The organism is Streptococcus sp. 2018162, assembly GCF_019754175.1.
Taxonomy (GTDB): Bacteria; Bacillota; Bacilli; order Lactobacillales; family Streptococcaceae; genus Streptococcus; species Streptococcus hashimotonensis.
The window spans coordinates 205,850-227,629 of sequence record NZ_JAIJZP010000001.1 but is presented as its reverse complement, the minus strand read 5'-3'; the positions used below and the strand labels follow the sequence as shown (position 1 = coordinate 227,629).

Here is a 21,780-nt window from a genome sequence, read left to right as displayed (position 1 = left end):
TTTTCTTCAATCTGAACAGTAGACTAGTCTACGAAAACATCTTCGTAAGCTACTGAGATGTCTGGATCTGGGCTTTCTTGTGCGAATTTCACAGATGCTTCTACTTGTTCTGCAACTTGTGCTTCGATGGCATCCAATTCTTCGTCTGTCGCAATCTTGTTTTCTGTCAAGTATTTGCGGTATTTCTTAAGTGGGTCTTTTGCTTTCCACTCGTTAACTTCTTCTTTTGTACGGTAGACACCTGCGTCGGCAGTTGAGTGACCAAACCAGCGGTATGATTCAACCTCAACCATTGCTGGTCCGTTTCCTGCACGAACGTACTCGATGACTTCTTGCATTTTTTCATAAACGGCAATAACGTCGTTACCATCCTCAACATAGTGACCTGGAATACCGTATGCTGCTGCACGTTGGTAGAGATGAGGAATCTTAGTTGAGTAAGAAATATCTGTTGAGATACCGTAACGGTTGTTTGTAATGAAGAAGATAACTGGCAAGTTCCAAACTGCCGCCAAGTTCATTGATTCATGGAAGGAACCTTCGTTAGTAGCTGAATCACCTGAGAAGGCAATAACAATGTTATCTGTACCAAGGTATTGTTGCGTAAGGGCTGCACCAACTGCAAGGGCATAACCACCACCTACGATACCGTTTGAACCAAAGTTTCCTTTTTCAACGTTTGCCAAGTGCATAGAACCACCACGGCCTTTTGATGTACCAGTTGCCTTACCAGCAAGCTCAGCCATCATGCCATTGATGTCAATACCTTTTGCAATAACGTGACCGTGACCACGGTGATGTGAGAAGATGATGTCCTCATCTGTCAATCCAGCAATAGGTCCAACAGCTGCAGCTTCTTCACCGACTGAGAAGTGAGTCATACCTTGTACGAAACCGCGACGCACTAATTTATTTAATTTCATATCAACATCACGGATTTGTTGCATTTTCAAGAACATGTCCAAATGTTGTTCTTTTGTGATAGATACCATAATTTCCTCCAAAGGTTTTTCTCTTTCTGTACTATGATAGACCAATATTTCACAAATGGCAAGTAATTGAACCGTTTTCTTTTTACAGAAATTTTCGTGAAAACCTTGATTTAGTGCGTTTTTTCACAAATTCCAAAAAGATTTATTTTCCTTGTTTGAAACTTTTTTCACAAACTTTAAAATGAGCTTGCACGCCGTCTTTCTTTCTGTTAATATAGGTACGGAGGTTCTTATGGAATTCGATTTATTTCTGATGATTTGTAACTACGTAGGCACTATCGCATTTGCTGTTTCGGGGGCCGTAAAAGGATTTAAGAAAAAGTTAGATATTTTTGGAATTAGCTTGCTCGGCATCATTACCGCCGTTGGTGGGGGAATTATTCGAGATACGATGGCCAATCGCATTCCTACTGCTTTGACTGATCCTACAGCCATCTATTTATCTCTCGGAGTAGCGATTAGCATGTACTTGATTGTTATCAATCTAAAGCAGGACAAACCACTTGATAAGAAGATGATTCATTTCCTTTCCCAGACAAACCTTATCTTTGATGCAATCGGTCTAGCCATCTTCGCCCTCATTGGAGCCAGTACTGGCATCTCTCTCCAGCTAAACGCTCTAACCAGTGGTATTCTGGCAGCTTTGACAGGTGTCGGAGGCGGAATCGCCCGTGATTTACTCGTCAATGAAACACCTATTGTTCTTAAAGAAGATGTCTATGCTGTCCTTGCATTTTTCTCAGGAGTCCTCTATCATCTTTGCGTTGTAAATTGGAAATTACCACAAATTCCAACCTTCATCACCATTTTTACCATTTCTTTAGTCATTCGATTATTGGTAATTAAATACAAAATCAATCTTCCCAATATGGAAAGCAAACGAAAGGTCTGAGTTCGTTAACTCAGACCTTTTTGTATTATTATTGATTACCAGCCACCGTGACCACCTGCACCTGGTCCTGTTGCTGTGATTTGAGTAATCTGCTCACCGTTAACTGTCACAGTACCTCCTGTCAATTCAGCAGTTCCATCGAAGTCAAAAGCAGATTGAGCTGTTACATCAATTGTACCACCGGAGATATAAATGTCTCCATTAGCATCAAAGGCATCCGTATCTCCACTACCTACAGCCACTTTCAAGTCACCACCAGTTACCTTGATAAAGATATCTGATGACGTTGTACTTGCCGCATTAATAGCATCATCTGAACCATAAACATCTAATGTACCACCATTAATCGTGATGTTAGTACCTTCAAGTGCCTCAGCAGATTCTGATACTGTAATGGTACCGCCATCAATTGTCAATGCTGTTTCTGCTTTAATAGCATCATCGCCTGCCTTAACCGTGATATCACCACCTGTAATCGTTGTGTATCCTTTGGTTGTATCTGTATCATTGGTTGACTTGATACCATCACCACCTGCTGTTACATTGATTGTACTACCATTGATTGTCAATGAATCCTTACCACGGATACCATCATCCACTGCAGTGACGGTAATGTTTCCTGAATTCACGACAAGGTCGTCCGTCGATACAATACCATCTTGGAAGTTCCCCTCAACTGTCAAGCTACCATTACCAGTGATGGTCAAATCTGCTTCAACATGGATAGCCCCCTCAATATTGGTGTCTGTATGATTGCTGCTATCTTTCACTGTATTCGTCGTACCATCTTTGATTTCCAATTCAACATTATCAGCATTAATAACATTGATTGCTGCAGTACCTGAACTTGAAATCTCAGCACCTGCTAGAATGATGCGAACATTGGCATCTGTTTCAACCGTTACACCAGCTGTTGTTGAACCAGTCAAAATATAGGTTCCTCCCTCAGTAATTTTCAAGCCATCATTTGAAAGCGTCACTTCTGTCGTTGGAAGGGCTGACCAGTCAATAGATGACGAGCTCGAATCTGATGAAGTGCTATTATTTGAAGTTGTCGCTACACTTGTCTGACTAGTTGCTGCTGAACTTGAAGTCGTCGTTGAACTTGAAGTAGATGAACATGCTGCTAAGACACCAAGACTCATAAGAGTAACACCAGAGTAAAGTAATTTTTTAAGATTTGTTTTCATAATAAAGATTCCTTTTCTTTCTTTAGGAAGTCGTATCCCTTCCTGATATGCTCCCAGTTTACCTTTCCTTCCTAAAAGAAAGATTAAAGATTGCCAAAAGAAAACTTAAAGTTCTTAGGAACTACAAAAGGCCGGGAAACCCAGCCTAGGAATAATCATTGATAAAATCTATAGCTTAACCCAATGCAAGCTTTTCAACTCAAGCAAAGGAGAAGTTTCAGGGTTGGTATCTGATTCAGAAATGCGTTTTAAACCTGGAATCATCGCATTGTATTGATAAATGCGAAAAATACCATCTCCTTCAAATAAGTATGTTCCATCCTGTAAAGGACGAAGTAGGGCGTCCGGTCCAATTTCAAATCCAAGATTGCGGAAATTATCCACCAAACGTAGACTCTCATCGGCAAGCTGAGTATAGAGGTCAATTAAGACATATTCTCCCGACTTGTCCAAAGCTAGAAGCAGCTCCTCTGTACCATCATGGTTGACATCATACAAACTATAAAATATTCCACTGTATTCTTGCCCCTGGCTAGTTAATAAGCTCAGATAGCTACTGACCTCATCCTGATTGATTGCCTCAGCAGGCTGCCCCATATTCGCTTGATAACGAGCAATAACTGATTGGTATACTTCACTTAGCTCAGGAGTGGTCACTGAGGATACTTGCGTTTCGGAGATAGATGCTATTGTTGACGCTTGCTGCAAACTAGAACTATCTGAAACTTGGCTTGAAGCACTAGAACTAGAACTCTCACCACCTTTTACCTGATTAGACTGACAAGCAGCTAATAGTACAACCGTGGACACTAACATCAGTTTACTAATAAATGTTTTCATAACTTCCTCCTGTGCTCTATCTTTGGTCTTAGTATAACATCTTTCCGAAGGCTTGTAAACGCCACCATATATGGACAAAGCATCCGAGCCAGAAAAAGCCGAATGTTTCCATCCGACTTTTGTTGTTAATCTTTCTGATCAAGAGCACGCAACATTTGGTCAATTTTATTGCCGTACTCAATTGATTGGTCTTTTTCAAAGACCAAATCCGGAATTTTATAAAGAGTTAACTTACGACCAAGTTCTCTCTTAATGGTTCCCGTCGCTTTTTCAAGACCCGTTTGTGCTTTTTGATTATCGGATGCCAAATTACTCATGATTGTGTAGTAAACCTTGGCCATTGACAAATCGCCGACCATCTGAACATCTGTAATAGTCACTCCCTGCACACGTGGATCACGAACTTTCTTTTGCAAAATCTCATTGACTTCGCGCTTGATTTCCATCCCGACACGGTCTGTACGAAAATGATTCGCCATATTCTTTCCTTTCTTAGATGATAGAAAAGCTGAGTTTCCCCAGCTTGAATAATCCAAGTAGATTAAAAACTATTGCTTTAAAACCTACTAAATCTATTAAATTATCACTTCCTCGACAAAATCACTTGTCTATGATTTTGACAATGAGAAAATATTATTTTTTGATTTCTTCCATGATATAAGCTTCAATGGTATCATCAACTTTCAAGTCGTTGTAGTTCTCAATCATCAAACCACCCTCTTGGGCATTACCAACTTCTTTCACGTCATCTTTATAGCGTTTCAAACTAGCTAGTTTACCATCAAATACTACAACACCATCACGGATAACTCGAACACTTGAATCACGGGTAACTTTACCACGAACAACCATGAAACCACCGATCGTTCCAACTTTGGATACCTTGAAGGTTTCACGAATGATTGCCTCACCAATGATTTTTTCTTCATATTCTGGGTCAAGCATACCTTTCATGGCGTCTTCCATCTCTTCGATAACCTTGTAAATGATGCTGTGAAGACGTACTTCAACATCATCTGCTTCAGCTTGGCTACGTGCTTCAGCTGTTGGACGAACGTTGAAACCAATCACAAGAGCATTTGAAGCTTCCGCAAGAGTAATATCTGATTCGTTGATAGCTCCGACTGCAGAGTGGACGATATTGACACGTACTCCCTCTACTTCAATCTTTTGAAGCGATGATGCAAGTGCTTCAACTGAACCTTGTACGTCAGCCTTGATAATCACATTAACTGACTTAACCTCACCTGCTTTAAGGGTATCAAAGAGGTTTTCAAGACTAACTCGTTGCGTTGCTTGACGCTGTTTAAGAAGAGCACGTTTAGCACGTTCTTCACCTGCTGCACGAGCTGATTTCTCATCCTCGTAAACTGCAAAGTGATCGCCTGCCATAGGAGCTTCGTTCAAACCAGTAATAGATACCGGTGTAGATGGACCAGCAGTTTTAACACGACGACCAAGGTCGTTTGTCATGGCACGAACACGTCCAAAGGTATTTCCGACAACGATTGGGTCTTGAACATTAAGTGTCCCTTGTTGAACGAGGAGGGTTGCAACCGCACCTTTCCCTTTATCCAAATGCGCTTCGATAACTGTACCAATTGCACGAACAGTTGGGTCTGCCTTCAGTTCTTGAATTTCAGCAACCAAAAGAACAGTTTCCAACAATTCATCAATGTTTTGGTTAAACTTAGCTGAGATTTCTACAAATTCAGATTCTCCACCCCAAGCGGTTGAGATAACACCGTGCTCAGCCAATTCACCGATGACACGCTCTGGGTTTGCACCTGGCTTGTCAATCTTGTTGATAGCTACAATGATTGGCACATTAGCTGCTTTTGAGTGGTTGATAGCCTCGATCGTTTGCGGCATGACACCATCATCTGCTGCAACGACTAGGATGGTCAAGTCGGTAACAGATGCTCCACGTGCACGCATAGAAGTAAAGGCCGCGTGTCCTGGAGTATCCAAGAAGGTAATTTTCTTACCAGCTTCCTCAATTTGGTAGGCACCGATATGCTGTGTGATACCACCAGCTTCTCCAGTAGCAACACGAGAATTACGTAGGGTATCCAACAAGGTGGTTTTACCGTGGTCAACGTGTCCCATGATAGTCACAACAGGTGGGCGTTCTGTCATCTCTTCTTCATTGAGGTAGCCCTCTTCTACGAAGAAACGCTCAATATCTGCGTTATCGACCTCTACCTTTTCTTTCGCTTCAATACCATAATCAACCATGAGGAGTTCGATAGTATCTCCATCCAAAGATTGGTTTTGAGTCGCCATAACTCCCATAAGGAAGAGTTTTTTCACAATTTCAGCAGGTTCACGTTTGATCCGTTTTGCAATTTCTGCGACGGTCATGCCAGCAGTGTATTCAAATTCAGTTGGCAATTCGTGGAACTTGCGTTCTGTGACAGGTTTGGCAGGTTGGTTAGCCTTGCCTTTTTTATTTTTCTTGTTGTTATTCCAGTTACTTGTTCTTTGATTTCTCACTTGATTTTGACTATTTCGATTTCTTTGTTGTTTCCGTGGACCATCTTCTTCGTCACTATTAAAGTCACGTTTTTTATCTGGTCGAGCTTGTTTTTTACGACGGGTATCTACAGTAGTTTCTGCAACTTGCTCTGGTACCGATGCAACAGGTGCAGGCTTCACAAATGGTTTGCTTTCCACAACCGGTTCTTCAAACTTAATTTCTTTTGGCTTCTTAGGTTGCTTTTTAGCTTCCTGAGCCTGACGAAAACGTTCTTCACTGGTACGAGCATACTCCGCATTTTGTTCTGCTTTCAAAGCAGCAGCACGCGCTTTGAAGTCAATTTTAGGTCCTGCTGGTTTTGCAGCCTCTCTTTGTTCAAAGCGAGCTGACTGACCTGAACGGTTGTCCTGACGACGGTTGTCACGATTATCGCGACGATCACCAAATCGGTTGTCTTTCCGCTCTTCTGAACGCTGGTCACGACGATTGTCGCGTCGATCATTTCGCTCATTGTTTGAACGTCCCTGACCTTGTTGACGGTTGTCACGACGGTCCTGACCAGATTTAGCTTGACCACCTTTTCCTTGACCCTGAGCTCGCTTAGCAGCCTGCTCTTTGGCACGTGCTTCACGTTCTGCCTTAAAGTTTCGACTCTGTGGACGATGTGGAGCTGATTGTACTGCACTTGTCGCAACTTCTTCTTTTACTACTGGCTGTGTTTCCTTAGCTTTTTCTACCTTAGCTGTTTCCACTTTTGGAGTTTCATCAACCTTCTCAGGCTTGCTAACTTTTGCCGCAACTTTAGTTGCCTCTGATTTTTGTCCACCAAAGCTTTCTGCAAGGCGTTTAGCACTTGCTTCATCTACGCTTGAAGCATGGCTCTTGACTTCAAAGCCCAATTCTTGAGCCTTAGCAACAACTTCCTTACTGCTTACGCCTAATTCACGGGCTATTTCATTCAATCTCTTTTTAGACAATGCCTTGTCCTCCTGTTCTATTCCATAATAGACCTCATCTTCTTTGTAAATCCAGCGTCTGTCACTGCAAGAACTTTTCTAGCCTTGCCGACAGCTGCACTCAATTCCAGTGTTGAAAACACTGTTACAACTTCTACTTGATAGGTATGACTTTTATCTGTTACTTTTTTACTTAAATTTCCAGCAGCATCTTCGGCTAAAAACACCAACTTTGCCTGCCCTTTTTGAATAGCTTCAACAACCAGGTCCTCACCCGAAACCAGGCGACCAGCTCGCTGGGCCAAACCTAATAAATTTAAGATTTTCTGTCTCTTATTCGAGTCCAAGTTCTCTCCTCTTGATCTTATGATCAACGTAGGCAATTAATTCATCGTAAAATTCTTCGGCCACTTCCATACTAAAGGAACGATCGAAGACACGACGTTTCTTAGCTTGGCTTGCCTCATCATTATCAAGCTTGATATAAGCCCCACGACCATTTGCCTTGCCTGTTGGATCGATAAATACTTGACCTTCTTTATTTTTTACAATACGGAGCAAATCCCGTTTGTCGATGATTTCACCGGACACCACAGACTTGCGCAAGGGTATTTTTCTAGCTTTTGCCATGGTTGCTCCTTTTGCCTTATTCTTGTTCTTCTTCGACTTCTTCTACAACTTCGTCTGTTGCATATTGAGTTGCTTCAAAAGCTTCATACTCCGATGCTGACTTGATGTCGATACGGAATCCCGTCAAATGCGCTGCCAAACGAACGTTTTGACCACGGCGACCAATTGCCAATGACAACTTATCATCTGGTACAACGACTGTAGCATGCTTCCCATCTTCCGTGTCAAACAATACTTGGTCAACTTCAGCAGGTGCAAGGGCATTGTAGATAAATTCCGCTTCATCAGCTACCCACTCGATAACGTCAATATTTTCCTCAGTAGGAATCATACGGTCATTCTTAGCATCATAACGAGCTGGATGGAATTTGCTAGTGATTTTCTTGATATTTGAACCACCACGACCAACGATAGTACCGATGGCATCCACGTTTGGATTATGGCTACGAACAGCCACTTTCGTACGGTCTCCAGCTTCACGGGCAACACTCATGATTTCAACTGTTCCATCGTATACTTCTGGAATTTCCTGTTCCATGAGACGTTTGATCATTTCTGGATGGCTACGGCTGACAAATACGTTAACACCACGACCATTGTCTTCTACCTTGTAGACATAGACTTCGATGCGATCATGGGATTGGAAAACCTCACCAGGAATTTGATCCTGTTTTGATAACTGAGCTTCAATTGTACCAAGGTTGACATAGATAAAGCGATTGTCGAAACGCTCTACCGTACCTGACATGATTTCATTTTCATGTTGCTTGTAAGTATTGAAGGTAATGGCACGCTTTTGTTTGCGCATCTTTTCCATGATGGTCTGTTTAGCTGATTGAGCAGCTACACGTCCAAATTCCGCTGGGTCTTCTTGGAATTTAATTTTGTCACCCATTTCATAAGCTGATGAAATAGCCAAGGCATCTTTTAGACTAATTTCTAGTCGGCTATCAAATACTTCATCTACTACTTCACGAACAGTAAATACATGGAAATCGCCTTTTTTCTCGTCAAATTCAATCACTGCTGATTCTGATTGACCATAACGGCGTTTATAAGCTGAACGAAGCGACTCTGTAACTGCATCAATGATATCCGCTTTGTTAATACCCATGTCTTCCTCTAAAATACGGAAGGCTTCTAGCATTTCTTTACTCATGTTGTTTTCCTTTTGCGCTCAAAAGGTCCTTTCTTAAAGTCTAATATCTTTTAAAATACTCATGAAAGAGCATTATAACTTAACAGCCAAACGGGCCTTAGCCACCGTCTGGTAAGGAATAGTCACTTCCTTCTTACGAGTTTTATCCATATACTCCATAATCAGGTCTGTTCCATCAAAGGAGAGCAAAGTTCCTTCGAAAACCTTGATTTTATCAATTGCCTGATAGAGCTTGACATGGATGTACTCTCCAACTGCCTTTTCAACAGCATCTGCCGTTTTTAAAGGACGTTCCAAACCTGGACTTGTTACTTCCAACATATACTGCTCCGGAAATGGGTCTGGCTTAATCGTATCCAAAATTGGGCTAATGACTTCTGACAAATCTGCCGTATCTTGAAGAGAAATCCCTCCCTCTTTATCGACAAAAATGGATAAAACGTAGTCACCGCCCATCTTACCATATTCCACATCTACCAACTCATATGGAGCTTGAATTGCGGGGGTAATTGCTGCTGTGACCAAATCAATAATTGATGACATAAACACCTCCTACTTTTACAGTCGCTAGAAATACATTACTCAAATAGTTCGCACTATCCAGGACTCTCTATTTCCTTTGACAGTAAACTCCCTTGTACTATCATTCATTCTATATACAGAAATCCGTGTACAGGGAAAGGGTTGACTGACGCCAACCCCTTTTCTCATTATTCACTTCCATTATTCTATCATATCTATCCCTATTTGTAAAGGAAAACGATGGATTATAGTCATTTAGTTTATTCGACAAAGGAAAAAGGTCTCTGCTAGACCTCTTCTCATTTTCCACTAAGGGAATTATTGAAACTGTGCTTCCACACGATAGATGACCTGACCCTTGTTTGAGAATTTCTCCTCATACTCTGTCATAACGTTGCCTTCCAAACCATCAGCATGCAAATCTAGCCAAACTTGCTTCAAGACCATGCCATATTGAGAAAAACTAGCCAGGCTATACTCAAACAGACCACGATTATCTGTTTTGAAGTGGATTTCTCCCTTCTCAGGTAGGATTTCCTTGTAGGTATCCAAGAATGACTTGTAGGTCAAACGACGTTTCTCATGACGTTTCTTAGGCCATGGATCTGAAAAATTCAGATAAAGCTGATCTATTTCTGCCGGTGCAAAATAGTTGGTCAAACTCGAACCATCCACCTGCAATAATTTTATATTTGGCAAGCCAGCTTCAAGCACACGGTCCAAGGCATAGCTTAACACGGTCATCTGAATATCAATACCAATATAGTTAATATCTGGATTTTGCGCAGCCATACCAGTGACAAAGCGACCTTTACCAGAACCAACTTCTATGTGGATAGGATTATTGTTTCCAAAAATCTCTGCCCATTTCCCCTTACATTCCTCTGGATTGGAGATAACATACTGGGGATTGTTTGCTAGAAGCTCACTTGCTCCCTTACGATTTCTAACTCTCATACTTCCTTATAGAAACTCTGACGGAATTGCCGTAGAGCATAAATTTCTTTATTTGCAGCCAAAACATTGTAGCTTTCTACATGCTTAGCAATTTGGTTTAGGTAGCCAAGCTGGCCATACCAATAAACCTTATTTAATACTGTGCTGTTATATTTGTAGCCATAAGCCCGAAGCCACTCTTCCCAGGACTGACGAGGAATATAATGCGTCAAAATATAGGCAACATCCAACATCCGATCCGTTACACAAGCGGTCTCCCAATCTGTCAAATACACCAAACCAGACGTCGTTTCTACCCAGTTACTATGATGCAAATCTCCGTGAACAAATGTTGCCACCTCTTGACGGAATCTTGGTAGATTATTCAATAAATCTTGGCAGATAGATTGCAGATAAGAATTCTGTCCCAATCTAGTTGGCGCCTCTTTTTGCCAACGATAAACCAAATCCTGAGGTTCCATATAGGTATAATTCATCTGCAAAGCCTGATTGAGCAAAATACGAGAATAGTGCATTCTCACCAGTATTTGACGAATCTGTTTACTAGTCATATCTTGACGCTCCAAGGTACGACCATTCAACCACTCCTGCTCTACACGATGCCCCATTCCTACTTCTCGATTTGCTGACAAAACGGGTGGTGTAATTTGCTCACGCGCAAGAGCAGACACTATCGGAGGCATCTCATACTTCACAAAGACTGGCGTTCCGTCTGACCGTAGGCCTTTAAACGCTTTGCCACTATTTCCTGCAATAGACTGTAATTGTAGCCCACTGGTATCAAACTGCATGCCTTTCCTCCTTTAAAAATTCCTTACTATTTTACTAATTTTCGTCTATTTAGTCAATCAATTTTTTTAATTTTAGAGGCAAATATATTTCATGCAAGAAAATCCCCACGAGAAGTAAGACGACTACCATAGTATTCTCTTTAGAAAATAGCAGAGCAAAGCCCAATTCTACCAGTAATAGACTGTATAAAATCACTCTAAGCAAATTCTGAAGACCGATTTTCTTGGAATCTTTCTCCAAAGGATACAGTTGTGTTACAAATTGATAATCATAGTGCTTGTAAAGCCCCAACAACTGGAAGACAAGCAAATAATGAAAGACTAAAACTAGGCCGATGGATAACCACGATTCTTCGATGGCAAATAGAGACAAAATCGCCAACAACAGTAGACGTATCGTCAAGCCCAAGTAGTCTCCTGAACGCAAGAAAGCCCGTAAGTAGAGATAAAACCAAGTCTGTCTCAACTTGACAAGACGCAAGATTCCATTGAGATAGCTTCTCGGTCTAACTGTCGTGCTGATGCCTTTAACCGTCGTAAACAAGGCAAAGAAACGTAAAATAGACTGTTTCCTTTTTTGTTCATCTTGAATAGCCTTAGACCAGTCCAATACTCCCTGTGACTGATAAGCCGCTAATTGGCGCTTGACAAGAAGACATTTTAAAGCCAACAAAGTAAGAAGACCAGCTACAATCATCCACACCGGTAAACCCAGTTTCAAATAGATTGGTAACAAAACAAGCTGAACCACCACCTGTATAGAGGACCAAAACAAGACCGTGCGTCTGGCCGCAACCTCGAGTCCTTGCAGAATGTCTTTTTCCTTGGTCAATAGGAAGATTTGATCAGCTTCTTCTAAATAAGTCGCAATTCTTCCGGACAATAGCACCAGTAGACTGATTGCAAAAACCACCAAAACAATCGGCAACGGATTCTCAGGGAATGACAACAATAATTGACGGTATTGCAAACTCAAAAAGCCTAATAAAACCATGAGAACCAAAACAAAATGGTCATTCAGAACATAGCGCAGATACTTGGAACAACGATTTAAAAAATCTAGTCGGCGTTGTTGAAACAATTCTTTCATCCAGCCACTCCTTCTTGCGTCAAGGCCAGATAAATTTCGTTCAGACTTGCACCATCCATACCAAATGCGCTTTGTAGTTCCTCCAAATTTCCAGTTGCACGGACCTGTCCCTGATGTAAAATCACAAAAGAGTCGCACATTTTCTCAGCTGAGTCAAGAACGTGAGTGGACATGAGAATGGAAGTGCCCTTAGATTTTTCTTCCTCCAAAAGAGCTATCAAGTCAGAGATAGCCACAGGGTCTAATCCCAGAAAAGGCTCATCAACAATCAGCAGACTCGGCTCCACCATAAAAGCACAAATAATCATGACCTTCTGCTTCATTCCCTTTGAAAAATTGACAGGAAACCAGTCCATTTTTTCATCCAAGCGAAATAGTTTTAACAAGTGCTCAACACGTCCCCAAGCTTGCTCCCAAGATAAATCATAGGCCATTGCTACCACTTCCAAGTGCTCTTTGAGGGTTAGTTCTTCATACAAACTTGGTGTTTCAGGGATAAACCCAATCTTCTTCCGATAATTTTCAGCCCCTTGTAGCAAAGTTAGGCCGTCAATTGCAATCTGTCCTTGATAAGGTGTCAAAAGACCGATAATTTCCTTAATAGTCGTTGATTTCCCTGCACCATTTAAACCAATTAGACCAACTAATTGACCATCCTCAACCGTAAAAGATACATCTTTCAAAACTGGGATATTGACATACCCTCCAGTTACATTTTTTACTTCTAACATACATTTCTTCCTACAATTTGATATAATTATTATAACAAAAATCCCAGAAAGAGGTTGCCATTATGTCGGATTGTATTTTTTGCAAAATTATCTCTGGAGAAATACCAGCTTCAAAAGTCTACGAAGATGACCAAGTATTAGCCTTTTTAGACATCACTCAGGTCACAAAAGGACACACATTGGTCGTCCCTAAAAAACACTACCGAAACGTGCTTGACATGGATGAAGAAGCTGCAGCTACACTCTTTTCTGTTGTGCCATCCATCGCCCGTCAGTTAAAAGAAAAACTTGGAGCTAGTGGTCTAAACATCGTTAATAACAACGAGGAGGCCGCTGGACAAACCGTCTTTCATACACACATCCATCTCTTACCACGCTTTAACAATCAAGATGGATTGAACATTCAATTTAAAGCCAACGACCCTGACTTCCCAGCCCTGGCTCAACTGGCACAAGAGCTCTATCTAGGAGAATAATATGAAACTTCGTAATATCATTTTAGCTGTAAGTGCCGCTACCGCCAGCTTCCTTGCAGTCACGCATCGGGATAAAATTGCCAAAGAAGTACAGGAAACCAAACAACTTCTATCAGATATTCAATTGAGCAAGGACAATATTCAGGAGCAACTTGTCATTATCCAAAGTTTTCAAGAACCCTTGCAGGAAATGGCTTCTGACTTACAATATAAGACTCGAGTCTATCAGCAAAGCATTGCAGGAAACTTGGAAGAAATCCAACAGATTCTCAAAAAATACCAGAATGAGAATAACACGAGGCCGGGCAAAAAGCCCAGCGCCACTTCTTAGAGTTCGAGTCAACATCTCAGCGCAGTGGGAAGACGAACTCTTTTTAGACCAGTCGACTTCTTTCCCACTCCCATTTCCAAACATCATCATTTAGTCTCTCTTTTATTACTTCGACGTAAGAGGAGACTCTGTTTCCTTATTTCCAACATCAAACACTCCACTGGATTGTTTGAACTCGCCTTGCCTAACTTCAGTTATACCTGCGGCTTTTGATGTGAACATCGTTCACTTTATCCCCAGTCTCCAACTATCTCCCAGATAGTTGGAGCGAGTACTAAAAGCCTATAAAAATATAAAAAATTGAAGAAGTTTGCGAAAGACAGCAAGTCATTAAACTCTTAGAAACATTGATATTTCGACGTTTCTGAGAGTTTTTTATTTTCAACATAAAGAAAAAAGATTGAAGAACATTGTCCAAAATGGACTTTTTCTTCAATCTGAGAGGTTGCAAACGCCCTCTATTTTTATAGGCTTTTTGTACTCGCTCGTCAAAGTAATAAAAGAAGAACTAGATGACTACATTATTGTGACCCGTTTTCATCACCAAGTACTGGCTCTGTTGAAAAATCGGTTACCTGCTCTTCTGTTGTCACAGTCGTAGTAGCCGATGGACTCCCTATTTCCGGATCCAAGCTTTCTGCCCATGGACTTGCTTCTAACAGCAAGAGATTTGTATATACATCATAAACGTTGATTGGACTTGGTAATCCCATCTGTCCTTCGTAGACCTTCACGTTTGTGACTAAGTCGGTCTTTTCTTCTAAGCCGATAGATTTTTTCAAAATATTTTGCATTTCCAATAGATGTTCACTGGTTGGTAATTGATAATAGATTTCATCAACCATTTGATCCACACCGCGCAACTGATAGGAATTCAACTTAGAGACCGAGTCTTTATAACCCAAAAGGCTTGGAATTGTCGCAGGACTAATCTCAATGTTGGTTCGCATATTATTGGAGATGGCGGTCAGAATCTTCTTATACTGGGTCAAACCATCTAACTGGAGGAGTTTTTTTATAATAGCCGTGATAACTTCTCGTTGGCGTCTCTGACGTCCGATATCCCCCTCAGGATCATCATAGCGCATCCGAGCATAAACCAGCGCCTGATCCCCATTTACCAACTGTTTCCCCGGCTGAACAATAGAGGTGTAGGCAGGCTCATGTTCCGAAATGGATATAGGGAAGCCAAGAGTATTGTTTACCTCAATACCTCCAACCGCATCAACAAGCTCAATCAGACCATCCATATTTATTTCGATATAGCGGTCAATGTTAATATCCATCATCTTTTCGATCGTGGCAATGGCCATCGGTGCCTGTCCGTAGCTATAAGAATGATTTAGTTTTTCAACCGTTCCTGAAGACTCCCCATTCGCTTCTGCAATCTCGACCATAATATCACGAGTCAAGCTCATCATATTGGTTTCCTTAGTCTTAGGATTAACAGTTACCAAAATCATCGAATCACTACGACCACCCTCCCAATCTCCCCCACGGGTTGCTTGGTCCATATCCACCCCCATCAGTAGGATGGTTAGGGGCTCTGTCGCATCAATAGGAGTGATTTCTTTTTCTCCATCTAGCTGCTTATAGGTTTTTGAAATAGTACCTGTAGAAAAATTTAACAAGCTGGCTCCATATATTAAGCCGGCACCTAGTGTTAAACCAACAATAGCCAAAGACATTAAGAATATTTTTTTTCCAATTGTCATACTTCACCAATTAACTTGCCCATATAATAAAGATCAAGCCATTCTCCTTCATCTGTTCTAGCCCCACGTACCTGGGTTCCTTCAATGTTGAATCCTAGTTTTTGGTATAAATGTACTGCCGCCTGATTGCGAACCTGAACCGTTAATTCCAAACGTTTCAATACATCCATTTCCTCTGCCCAATGCAATACTTCCTCCAGTAAAATCGTCCCTAGACCGTGACCCCAATAGGCTTTTTTTACTGCAATAAAAATATTTCCGATATGGCTAATGCGAAACTGCTTAGAGGACTTAACAGAAATTGCGCCGACGACTTCCGAACCAACCTTAGCCAGCAGGCACAATTCACGAGGATTTTCGATTCCTGCTTCGAAGATGGTCTCCATTTCATCAACACTAAATCGAAAACCAGTCTCATCCATGACCAGATAATCCGTTTCTCTAGCAACTTGATTCATAAAATCAATAAAAGCTGCTGCATCAGCTGGTTCAGCTTCACTAAAATACACTTCTTTTTCAGACATTTTGGAACTCCTTTGCTAAATCGCTACTTTGAGCCCCATGAGATTCGACTGTCAATCGTCGACCATCTCCCTCTTTCTCTATACGAATGAGCAAATAGTCATCAAATAGACTGACATCCAGTAATTCTCCCCACTCGATAACCGTTAGACCACCTCCATAGAGAAAATCATCCAAATCAATCGAGTCAGGATCATCTCCAATTCGATAAACATCTAAGTGATAGAGTGGCATGGTCCCCTCATACTCTCGAACAATCGTATAAGTAGGACTCTTAATCATCTGTTCAATTTTTAAACCCTTGGCCAAACCCTTGGTCAGAGTTGTTTTCCCAGCACCCAAATCCCCTGATAATACTAGAACTTGATTTGGCTTACAGGCTTTTCCAATTCTCTCACCAATGGCAATCAATTCATTTTCATTCTGACTATACATGTCTTTAATTATACCATAGCCCCAGTAGTTTGTCATAGGTCTACTGGAAATTGTAGACAAGTCAACAGAAAAAATCGCAAGCCAGAGCCTGCGATTTTGTTTATTCTACGCTGAAAAGATATGGGTAGACTGGTTGATTTCCTTGATGGATTTCGACCTCGACATCTTCAAATTGTTCTTCTAGCTGTTCAGCAAGAGTTTGAGCCAATTCTTCATTACCATCTTCACCGATATAGATCGTCACGATTTCGCTATCTTCATCGAGCATTTTCTCAAATGTAGCGACAAGTGTTTCCATCATATCTGGATTAGAAACCACAATCTTGCCATCAACCATACCAAGGTTGTCATTCTCATGGATTTCAAGACCGTCAATGGTTGTATCGCGGACCGCAGTTGTCACGCTACCACTTTTCACCTCTGCAAGCGATGCCGTCATGGCTTCAAAGTTGCTTTCCAAATCACGACTTGGATCAAAAGCAAGCAAGCTAGTAAAACCTTGTGGTAGGGTCTTGGTTTCCACAACCTTAACCGCAACTTCTGCAACTTCTGCTGCAGTCTGAGCCGCCATCAAGATGTTCTTATTGTTTGGCAACAAGATGACATTGCGGGCATTGACCAATTCAATAGCATTGACAAAATCTTCTGTTGATGGGTTCATGGTCTGACCACCTGAAATCACATAGTCAACACCTTGTGATTTGAAGATTTCTGTCAAACCGTCCCCAGCAGCTACCGCAATAATAGCATACTCTTTTTGTTCAGCCGGTTTTTGGAAACTTTCTTCTTTCTCAACCTGAGCTTCATGTTGCTCACGCATATTATCCACTTTTACCTTGACCAAGCTACCATATTGAAGACCCGCTTGCATGACCAAACCTGGATCTTCTGTATGGACATGGACTTTAACGATTTCATCATCGTTGACCACAAGGAGGGAATCCCCAAGGTCGTTAAGGTAGTTACGGAATTCTTCATAATCAAAGTCCTTGACATAAGTAGGACCCTGGCGAAGAGCCACCATGATTTCGGTACAGTAACCAAAGGTAATATCTTCAGTCGCTACATGACCTGCAACTGACTTGTGGTGCTCAGCATTGATCATTTCAGACATAACAGCAGGTGTCGCCTCAAAATCTTCCGAAGCAATATACTCACCTGTCAAAGCTGACAAGAAGCCTTCATAAATGTAAACAAGACCTTGTCCACCTGAATCGACAACACCAACTTCCTTCAAGACTGGAAGCATCTCTGGCGTTTTCTTAAGAGCACGATTAGCACCGTCAAGAGTAGCACGCATGACCTCAACCGCATCATCAGTCTCTTCTGCCTTTTTCAAAGCAGCAGTGGCTGCCCCACGAGAAACAGTAAGAATTGTACCTTCAACTGGCTTCATAACGGCTTTATAAGCCACTTCTACACCATGTTGAAAAGCTTGCGCCAAATCCTTACCGTCCAATTCAACCTTGCCTTTAACAGATTGACCAAAACCGCGGAACAATTGCGACGTAATAACACCTGAGTTTCCACGAGCTCCCATCAACAAGCCCTTAGAAAGAATTTGTGCAACTTCTCCAACAGTAGAAGCAGATTTATCTGCCACTTCTTTAGCACCATTGGTAATAGTCATCCCCATGTTGGTACCAGTATCCCCATCTGGAACTGGGAAAACATTGAGTGAGTTCACATATTCGGCTTGTTTATTCAGACGAGTTGATGCTGCCTGCACCATTTCTTGAAATAAACTAGTTGTAATTTTAGACACAATTATTCTCCTACGACTTTGATATTTTGGATAAAGACATTGACGGCATCTACAGAGATACCTAGTTGATTTTCCAAGTTGAACTTAACGCGTTCTTGGATATTGCGAGATACTTCACTGATTTTTACACCGTAGCTCATCACAGTATAAACATCGACTGCAATGCGACCATCTTCCAAGGTCTTGATCACAACACCTTTAGAATAATTTTCTTTTCTCAAAAGTGCTTGAAAATTATCCTTAATCGCAGACTTACTAGCCATCCCAACAACACCGAAAATCTCAGTCGTAGCACCGCCAACAACTGTGGCAATCACGTCATCAGTCAATTCGATTTGGCCGTCTTTAGTATTGATTTTAACAGTCATAATTCGTTACCTCAAATAGTTTTATCACTCCATTTTACCACATTTTCTGCTTTCTGTAAAAAACAAGCTTGTTACATCGGATTTTACAAAAAAAGAGTTCCCAGAGGAACCCTTTTCACAATTAACCTAAACGCTGCTTAGCATCTGCTGCACGTTGGAAAGCTTGTCCGACATAGTTGATACAGAGCATCATCACAAGGATGAAGATGGCTGCTGGCAACCAAATCCATGTCTTGTTTTCCAAAATATCTGCATTGCGGGCATTGGCAATCAAGGTACCCAAACTTGGTACTGTCGATGGTAGACCGAAACCAAGATAAGTCAACGAAGTCTCGATACCGATATTTCCCGCAAAGTTCAAGGTCAAGTTAACGATAATCAATGAACTTAAGTTTGGTAAAATTTCACGGAACATAATCATGAAGTCGCTTGTTCCCAATGTTTTTGATGCATTAACATAATCCAAGCTTGCCTCTGACAATGTCCTTGTACGGAATAGACGAGCCTTGGCTGTCCAGTAAAAGGCACTCATGATGAGAATGAAGTGATAGATCGTATAGTTCTTGATAACTGTCACGAACACAATGATCAACATAGTCACCGGCAAAATCATGATGAAATCGACAATACGCATCAAGAATCCGTCCAAGCGACCACCGTAATAACCAGAAATCAAACCGATAGAGATACCAACGATACTAGTAATAATCGTAATGGTAAAACCGATAATGATCGAGTTACGAGCACCGATAATCAGCTGACCAAAGATATCTTTACCACCTTCATCTGTCCCCAAGATATAGCCGTTAACACCTGGTTCCAAGTAACGTCCCAAAAGGTTGACTTTCATAACTTGTTCTTGATCCAACAGAAGCGCTCCGATAAAGACTGCCAAGAGAACCGTCACTAAGATAATCAATGAGGTCAATGCAAGTCGATCCTTCATAAACTCCCGCGCGATGACACGGAAGCCACCTGGAGGAGTTGAAGCAGATTGTGCTTGTTTTTTATTTTCTTTACTCACCTTACTCCTCCTTCTATTTCACACGGATACGTGGATCCACGATACTCATGATAATATCTGAAATCAATGTCCCCAACAAGGTACCCATACCAAATATCAACAACAAAGCCAAGATGACACTATAGTCACGACTAGAAATCGAGTTAAAGAATAACTGACCGATACCTGGATAAGTGAAAATATTTTCAATGAAGATAGAACCACCAATCAACCCTGTCAATTCATAGCCCAAGAAAGATGCAATTGGCAAGATAGAATTACGGAAGATATGACGGTTATAAACAACTCTCTCAGGAACACCTTTGGCACGAGCTGTACGAACATAGTCCTGGCTCTTCGCATCGATAATCCCCGTACGAAGATATTGAATAGTGACTGTTGTTGACAAAATTGCCATTGTAATCGCTGGCAGAATCATGTGGTGTAAGCGACTGAGAATGGCTGCAAATCCTGCTACACCACCGTCAATCGACCCACGCGTTGGGAACCAACCCAAACTAAAGCCAAACATCCAAAGCATAAGGATGGCAAAAACGAAAGTTGGAGTTGAAAATGTCAAGAAGTTATACACGCCAATGATTTTATCTGCAAGCGAGTTTTGGTAACGACCTGCAATCATCCCCAATGGAAGGGCAATCAAATAAGTCAACACCATCGTCAATAAAGACAACCAAATAGTGTTGTTTAAACGTTGCATGATAACATCAACAACAGGTTGCTTGAAGAGGATACTTTGACCAAAATCCCCCTGCAAAAGATTACCAATCCAACGGAAATATTGAACAGGGATTGGGTCATAGTAACCTGCCGCAATCCGTTTTTGTTCGATGATTGCTGGATCGATATTTGGGTCAATCAATCCTGTAAAGGGATCCCCCGGCATCATCTTCGCAACAAAGAAAGCAATGATGCTCAAGATAATAATCTGCGGAATCATCATGAGTAAACGACGTAATACTGTTTTCCACATCTTAGTTCTGACCTCCTTCTGGAAGGGCTACTTGATGAGTTTCTGAGAAGGATCTCAAATCGTACACACGACCGTTTTCATCATAGTATTGACCTTGCATTTCTTGATACTCTTTTTCAGCAGCCAAACGTTTTTCTTTATTCTTCAAACGGTTGACTGGGTCAATCGTTGGAATCGCAGACAACAAACGTTTAGTGTAAATATGTTGTGGATTATTATAAATATCGTTCTTATTTCCTGTCTCTACGAAACGTCCGCGATACATGATGAACAATTCATCACACATGTGTTGTACAACACCGAGGTCATGGGAAATAAAGAGATAGCTAAGCTTGAACTCATCTTGGATACGTTTCATATAGTTCAAGACCTGTGCCTGAACAGACAAATCCAAGGCAGAAACCGGCTCATCAGCAATAATCAAACGAGGGTTACTAGCCAAGGCACGAGCAACACCGATACGTTGGCGCTGACCACCTGAGAATTCATGAGGATATTTAATCAGGGCTTCTTCATTTAGACCGATTGTATCCAAGAGATGAAGAACCTTTTTCTTTTCTTCATCTGGAGATAAGCGGTCAAAGTTACGGATTGGTTCCGCAATGATGTCCAAAATACGTTTTTTCGGGTTAAAACTTGAAAGAGAATCTTGGAAAATCATTTGAACGTCACGATTAAAGTTTCCTTTTTTACCACGTGATTTGTTGGTTACATTTTGTCCCTCATAGATAATCTGACCAGAAGTGGCACGCTCTAAACCGATAATTGCCTTACCAATGGTTGATTTCCCAGAACCTGACTCACCTACCAAACCATAGGTTTTTCCTTCTTCAAACTCAATATTAACGCCATCGACAGCATAGACATGATCCGTCACACGGTTAAAGAAGCCACTACGAATTGGATAATGGACTTTTAAATCTTTTACTTCAATAAATCCCACTA

Annotated in this window: 24 protein-coding genes; 3 read left to right on the top strand and 21 right to left on the bottom strand. The window is 41.3% G+C overall.

What is annotated here, in order from left to right; genetic code table 11:
• Positions 1-23 precede the first annotated feature (23 nt).
• Positions 24-992 (bottom strand): thiamine pyrophosphate-dependent dehydrogenase E1 component subunit alpha, encoded by a 969-nt coding sequence (locus tag K5Q22_RS01045; protein ID WP_013730549.1) that lies wholly within the window; start codon positions 990-992, stop codon positions 24-26.
• A 232-nt stretch (positions 993-1,224) separates the two neighbouring features.
• On the opposite strand from K5Q22_RS01045, the gene K5Q22_RS01040 reads away from it, so the two are divergent.
• Positions 1,225-1,884, top strand: a complete 660-nt coding sequence (locus K5Q22_RS01040) for a trimeric intracellular cation channel family protein (protein ID WP_024401072.1) — start codon at positions 1,225-1,227, stop codon at positions 1,882-1,884.
• A gap of 35 nt (positions 1,885-1,919) precedes the next feature.
• Here K5Q22_RS01040 and K5Q22_RS01035 read toward each other — a convergent pair whose 3' ends face one another.
• From K5Q22_RS01035 to K5Q22_RS00980, 12 genes are all read right to left on the bottom strand, one after another.
• Complete coding sequence (locus K5Q22_RS01035; protein ID WP_205013369.1) at positions 1,920-3,074, bottom strand: carbohydrate-binding domain-containing protein; 1,155 nt, start codon at positions 3,072-3,074, stop codon at positions 1,920-1,922.
• A 168-nt stretch (positions 3,075-3,242) separates the two neighbouring features.
• Positions 3,243-3,914 carry a colicin lysis protein gene (locus tag K5Q22_RS01030; protein WP_205013370.1) on the bottom strand — a complete coding sequence of 224 codons (672 nt, stop codon included), beginning with the start codon at positions 3,912-3,914 and terminating at the stop codon, positions 3,243-3,245.
• 125 nt (positions 3,915-4,039) lie between these two features.
• Positions 4,040-4,393 (bottom strand): 30S ribosome-binding factor RbfA, encoded by a 354-nt coding sequence (gene rbfA / locus K5Q22_RS01025; protein WP_002942382.1) that lies wholly within the window; start codon positions 4,391-4,393, stop codon positions 4,040-4,042.
• Positions 4,394-4,547: 154 nt separating this feature from the next.
• Entirely contained in the window at positions 4,548-7,370 is a 2,823-nt protein-coding gene (infB, locus tag K5Q22_RS01020; RefSeq protein WP_105139093.1) for a translation initiation factor IF-2, read from the bottom strand.
• Between the two features lie 17 nt (positions 7,371-7,387).
• Complete coding sequence (locus K5Q22_RS01015; protein WP_002942377.1) at positions 7,388-7,696, bottom strand: YlxQ-related RNA-binding protein; 309 nt, start codon at positions 7,694-7,696, stop codon at positions 7,388-7,390.
• Entirely contained in the window at positions 7,683-7,979 is a 297-nt protein-coding gene (rnpM, locus tag K5Q22_RS01010) for an RNase P modulator RnpM (RefSeq protein WP_002942375.1), read from the bottom strand. Before rnpM ends, K5Q22_RS01015 begins: the two co-directional genes overlap by 14 nt.
• A gap of 16 nt (positions 7,980-7,995) precedes the next feature.
• Positions 7,996-9,138: a transcription termination factor NusA gene (gene nusA / locus K5Q22_RS01005; RefSeq protein WP_014638606.1), complete on the bottom strand. Its 1,143-nt coding sequence runs from the start codon at positions 9,136-9,138 to the stop codon at positions 7,996-7,998.
• A 72-nt stretch (positions 9,139-9,210) separates the two neighbouring features.
• On the bottom strand, positions 9,211-9,681 hold the full coding sequence (gene rimP / locus K5Q22_RS01000; RefSeq protein WP_205013371.1) for a ribosome maturation factor RimP: 471 nt from the start codon (positions 9,679-9,681) through the stop codon (positions 9,211-9,213).
• Positions 9,682-9,978: 297 nt separating this feature from the next.
• The gene (gene trmB, locus K5Q22_RS00995) at positions 9,979-10,617 is read right to left on the bottom strand and encodes a tRNA (guanosine(46)-N7)-methyltransferase TrmB (protein WP_002939002.1); all 639 of its coding nucleotides are present in this window, start codon (positions 10,615-10,617) and stop codon (positions 9,979-9,981) included.
• Complete coding sequence (gene ccrZ, locus K5Q22_RS00990; RefSeq protein ID WP_002942360.1) at positions 10,614-11,408, bottom strand: cell cycle regulator CcrZ; 795 nt, start codon at positions 11,406-11,408, stop codon at positions 10,614-10,616. Before ccrZ ends, trmB begins: the two co-directional genes overlap by 4 nt.
• 49 nt (positions 11,409-11,457) lie before the next feature.
• Positions 11,458-12,498: an ABC transporter permease gene (locus K5Q22_RS00985; RefSeq protein WP_205013372.1), complete on the bottom strand. Its 1,041-nt coding sequence runs from the start codon at positions 12,496-12,498 to the stop codon at positions 11,458-11,460.
• Positions 12,495-13,229 carry an ABC transporter ATP-binding protein gene (locus K5Q22_RS00980; protein WP_205013373.1) on the bottom strand — a complete coding sequence of 245 codons (735 nt, stop codon included), beginning with the start codon at positions 13,227-13,229 and terminating at the stop codon, positions 12,495-12,497. The genes K5Q22_RS00985 and K5Q22_RS00980 overlap by 4 nt, the downstream gene beginning before the upstream one ends.
• A 62-nt stretch (positions 13,230-13,291) precedes the next feature.
• Between K5Q22_RS00980 and K5Q22_RS00975 the strand changes: the two genes are divergently transcribed.
• The gene (locus tag K5Q22_RS00975; protein WP_024411979.1) at positions 13,292-13,705 is read left to right on the top strand and encodes an HIT family protein; all 414 of its coding nucleotides are present in this window, start codon (positions 13,292-13,294) and stop codon (positions 13,703-13,705) included.
• Between the two features lies 1 nt (position 13,706).
• On the top strand, positions 13,707-14,036 hold the full coding sequence (locus K5Q22_RS00970; protein ID WP_205013374.1) for a chemotaxis protein: 330 nt from the start codon (positions 13,707-13,709) through the stop codon (positions 14,034-14,036).
• 521 nt (positions 14,037-14,557) lie between these two features.
• Here K5Q22_RS00970 and K5Q22_RS00965 read toward each other — a convergent pair.
• The 8 genes from K5Q22_RS00965 to K5Q22_RS00930 form a co-directional block, all read right to left on the bottom strand.
• On the bottom strand, positions 14,558-15,751 hold the full coding sequence (locus tag K5Q22_RS00965) for an LCP family protein (RefSeq protein WP_024379502.1): 1,194 nt from the start codon (positions 15,749-15,751) through the stop codon (positions 14,558-14,560).
• Positions 15,748-16,275, bottom strand: a complete 528-nt coding sequence (locus tag K5Q22_RS00960; protein ID WP_024406553.1) for a GNAT family N-acetyltransferase — start codon at positions 16,273-16,275, stop codon at positions 15,748-15,750. The genes K5Q22_RS00965 and K5Q22_RS00960 overlap by 4 nt, the downstream gene beginning before the upstream one ends.
• Entirely contained in the window at positions 16,268-16,708 is a 441-nt protein-coding gene (tsaE, locus tag K5Q22_RS00955) for a tRNA (adenosine(37)-N6)-threonylcarbamoyltransferase complex ATPase subunit type 1 TsaE (RefSeq protein WP_024376437.1), read from the bottom strand. Before tsaE ends, K5Q22_RS00960 begins: the two co-directional genes overlap by 8 nt.
• 100 nt (positions 16,709-16,808) lie before the next feature.
• Entirely contained in the window at positions 16,809-18,473 is a 1,665-nt protein-coding gene (locus K5Q22_RS00950; RefSeq protein WP_205013375.1) for a DAK2 domain-containing protein, read from the bottom strand.
• Positions 18,474-18,475: 2 nt separating this feature from the next.
• Positions 18,476-18,841, bottom strand: a complete 366-nt coding sequence (locus K5Q22_RS00945) for an Asp23/Gls24 family envelope stress response protein (protein ID WP_002939192.1) — start codon at positions 18,839-18,841, stop codon at positions 18,476-18,478.
• A gap of 121 nt (positions 18,842-18,962) precedes the next feature.
• Positions 18,963-19,865 (bottom strand): ABC transporter permease, encoded by a 903-nt coding sequence (locus K5Q22_RS00940; protein WP_029171026.1) that lies wholly within the window; start codon positions 19,863-19,865, stop codon positions 18,963-18,965.
• A gap of 13 nt (positions 19,866-19,878) precedes the next feature.
• Entirely contained in the window at positions 19,879-20,835 is a 957-nt protein-coding gene (gene opp4B, locus K5Q22_RS00935) for an oligopeptide ABC transporter permease (protein ID WP_074391669.1), read from the bottom strand.
• A 1-nt stretch (position 20,836) separates the two neighbouring features.
• The gene (locus K5Q22_RS00930) at positions 20,837-21,778 is read right to left on the bottom strand and encodes an ATP-binding cassette domain-containing protein (RefSeq protein ID WP_029694475.1); all 942 of its coding nucleotides are present in this window, start codon (positions 21,776-21,778) and stop codon (positions 20,837-20,839) included.
• Positions 21,779-21,780: the final 2 nt, after the last annotated feature.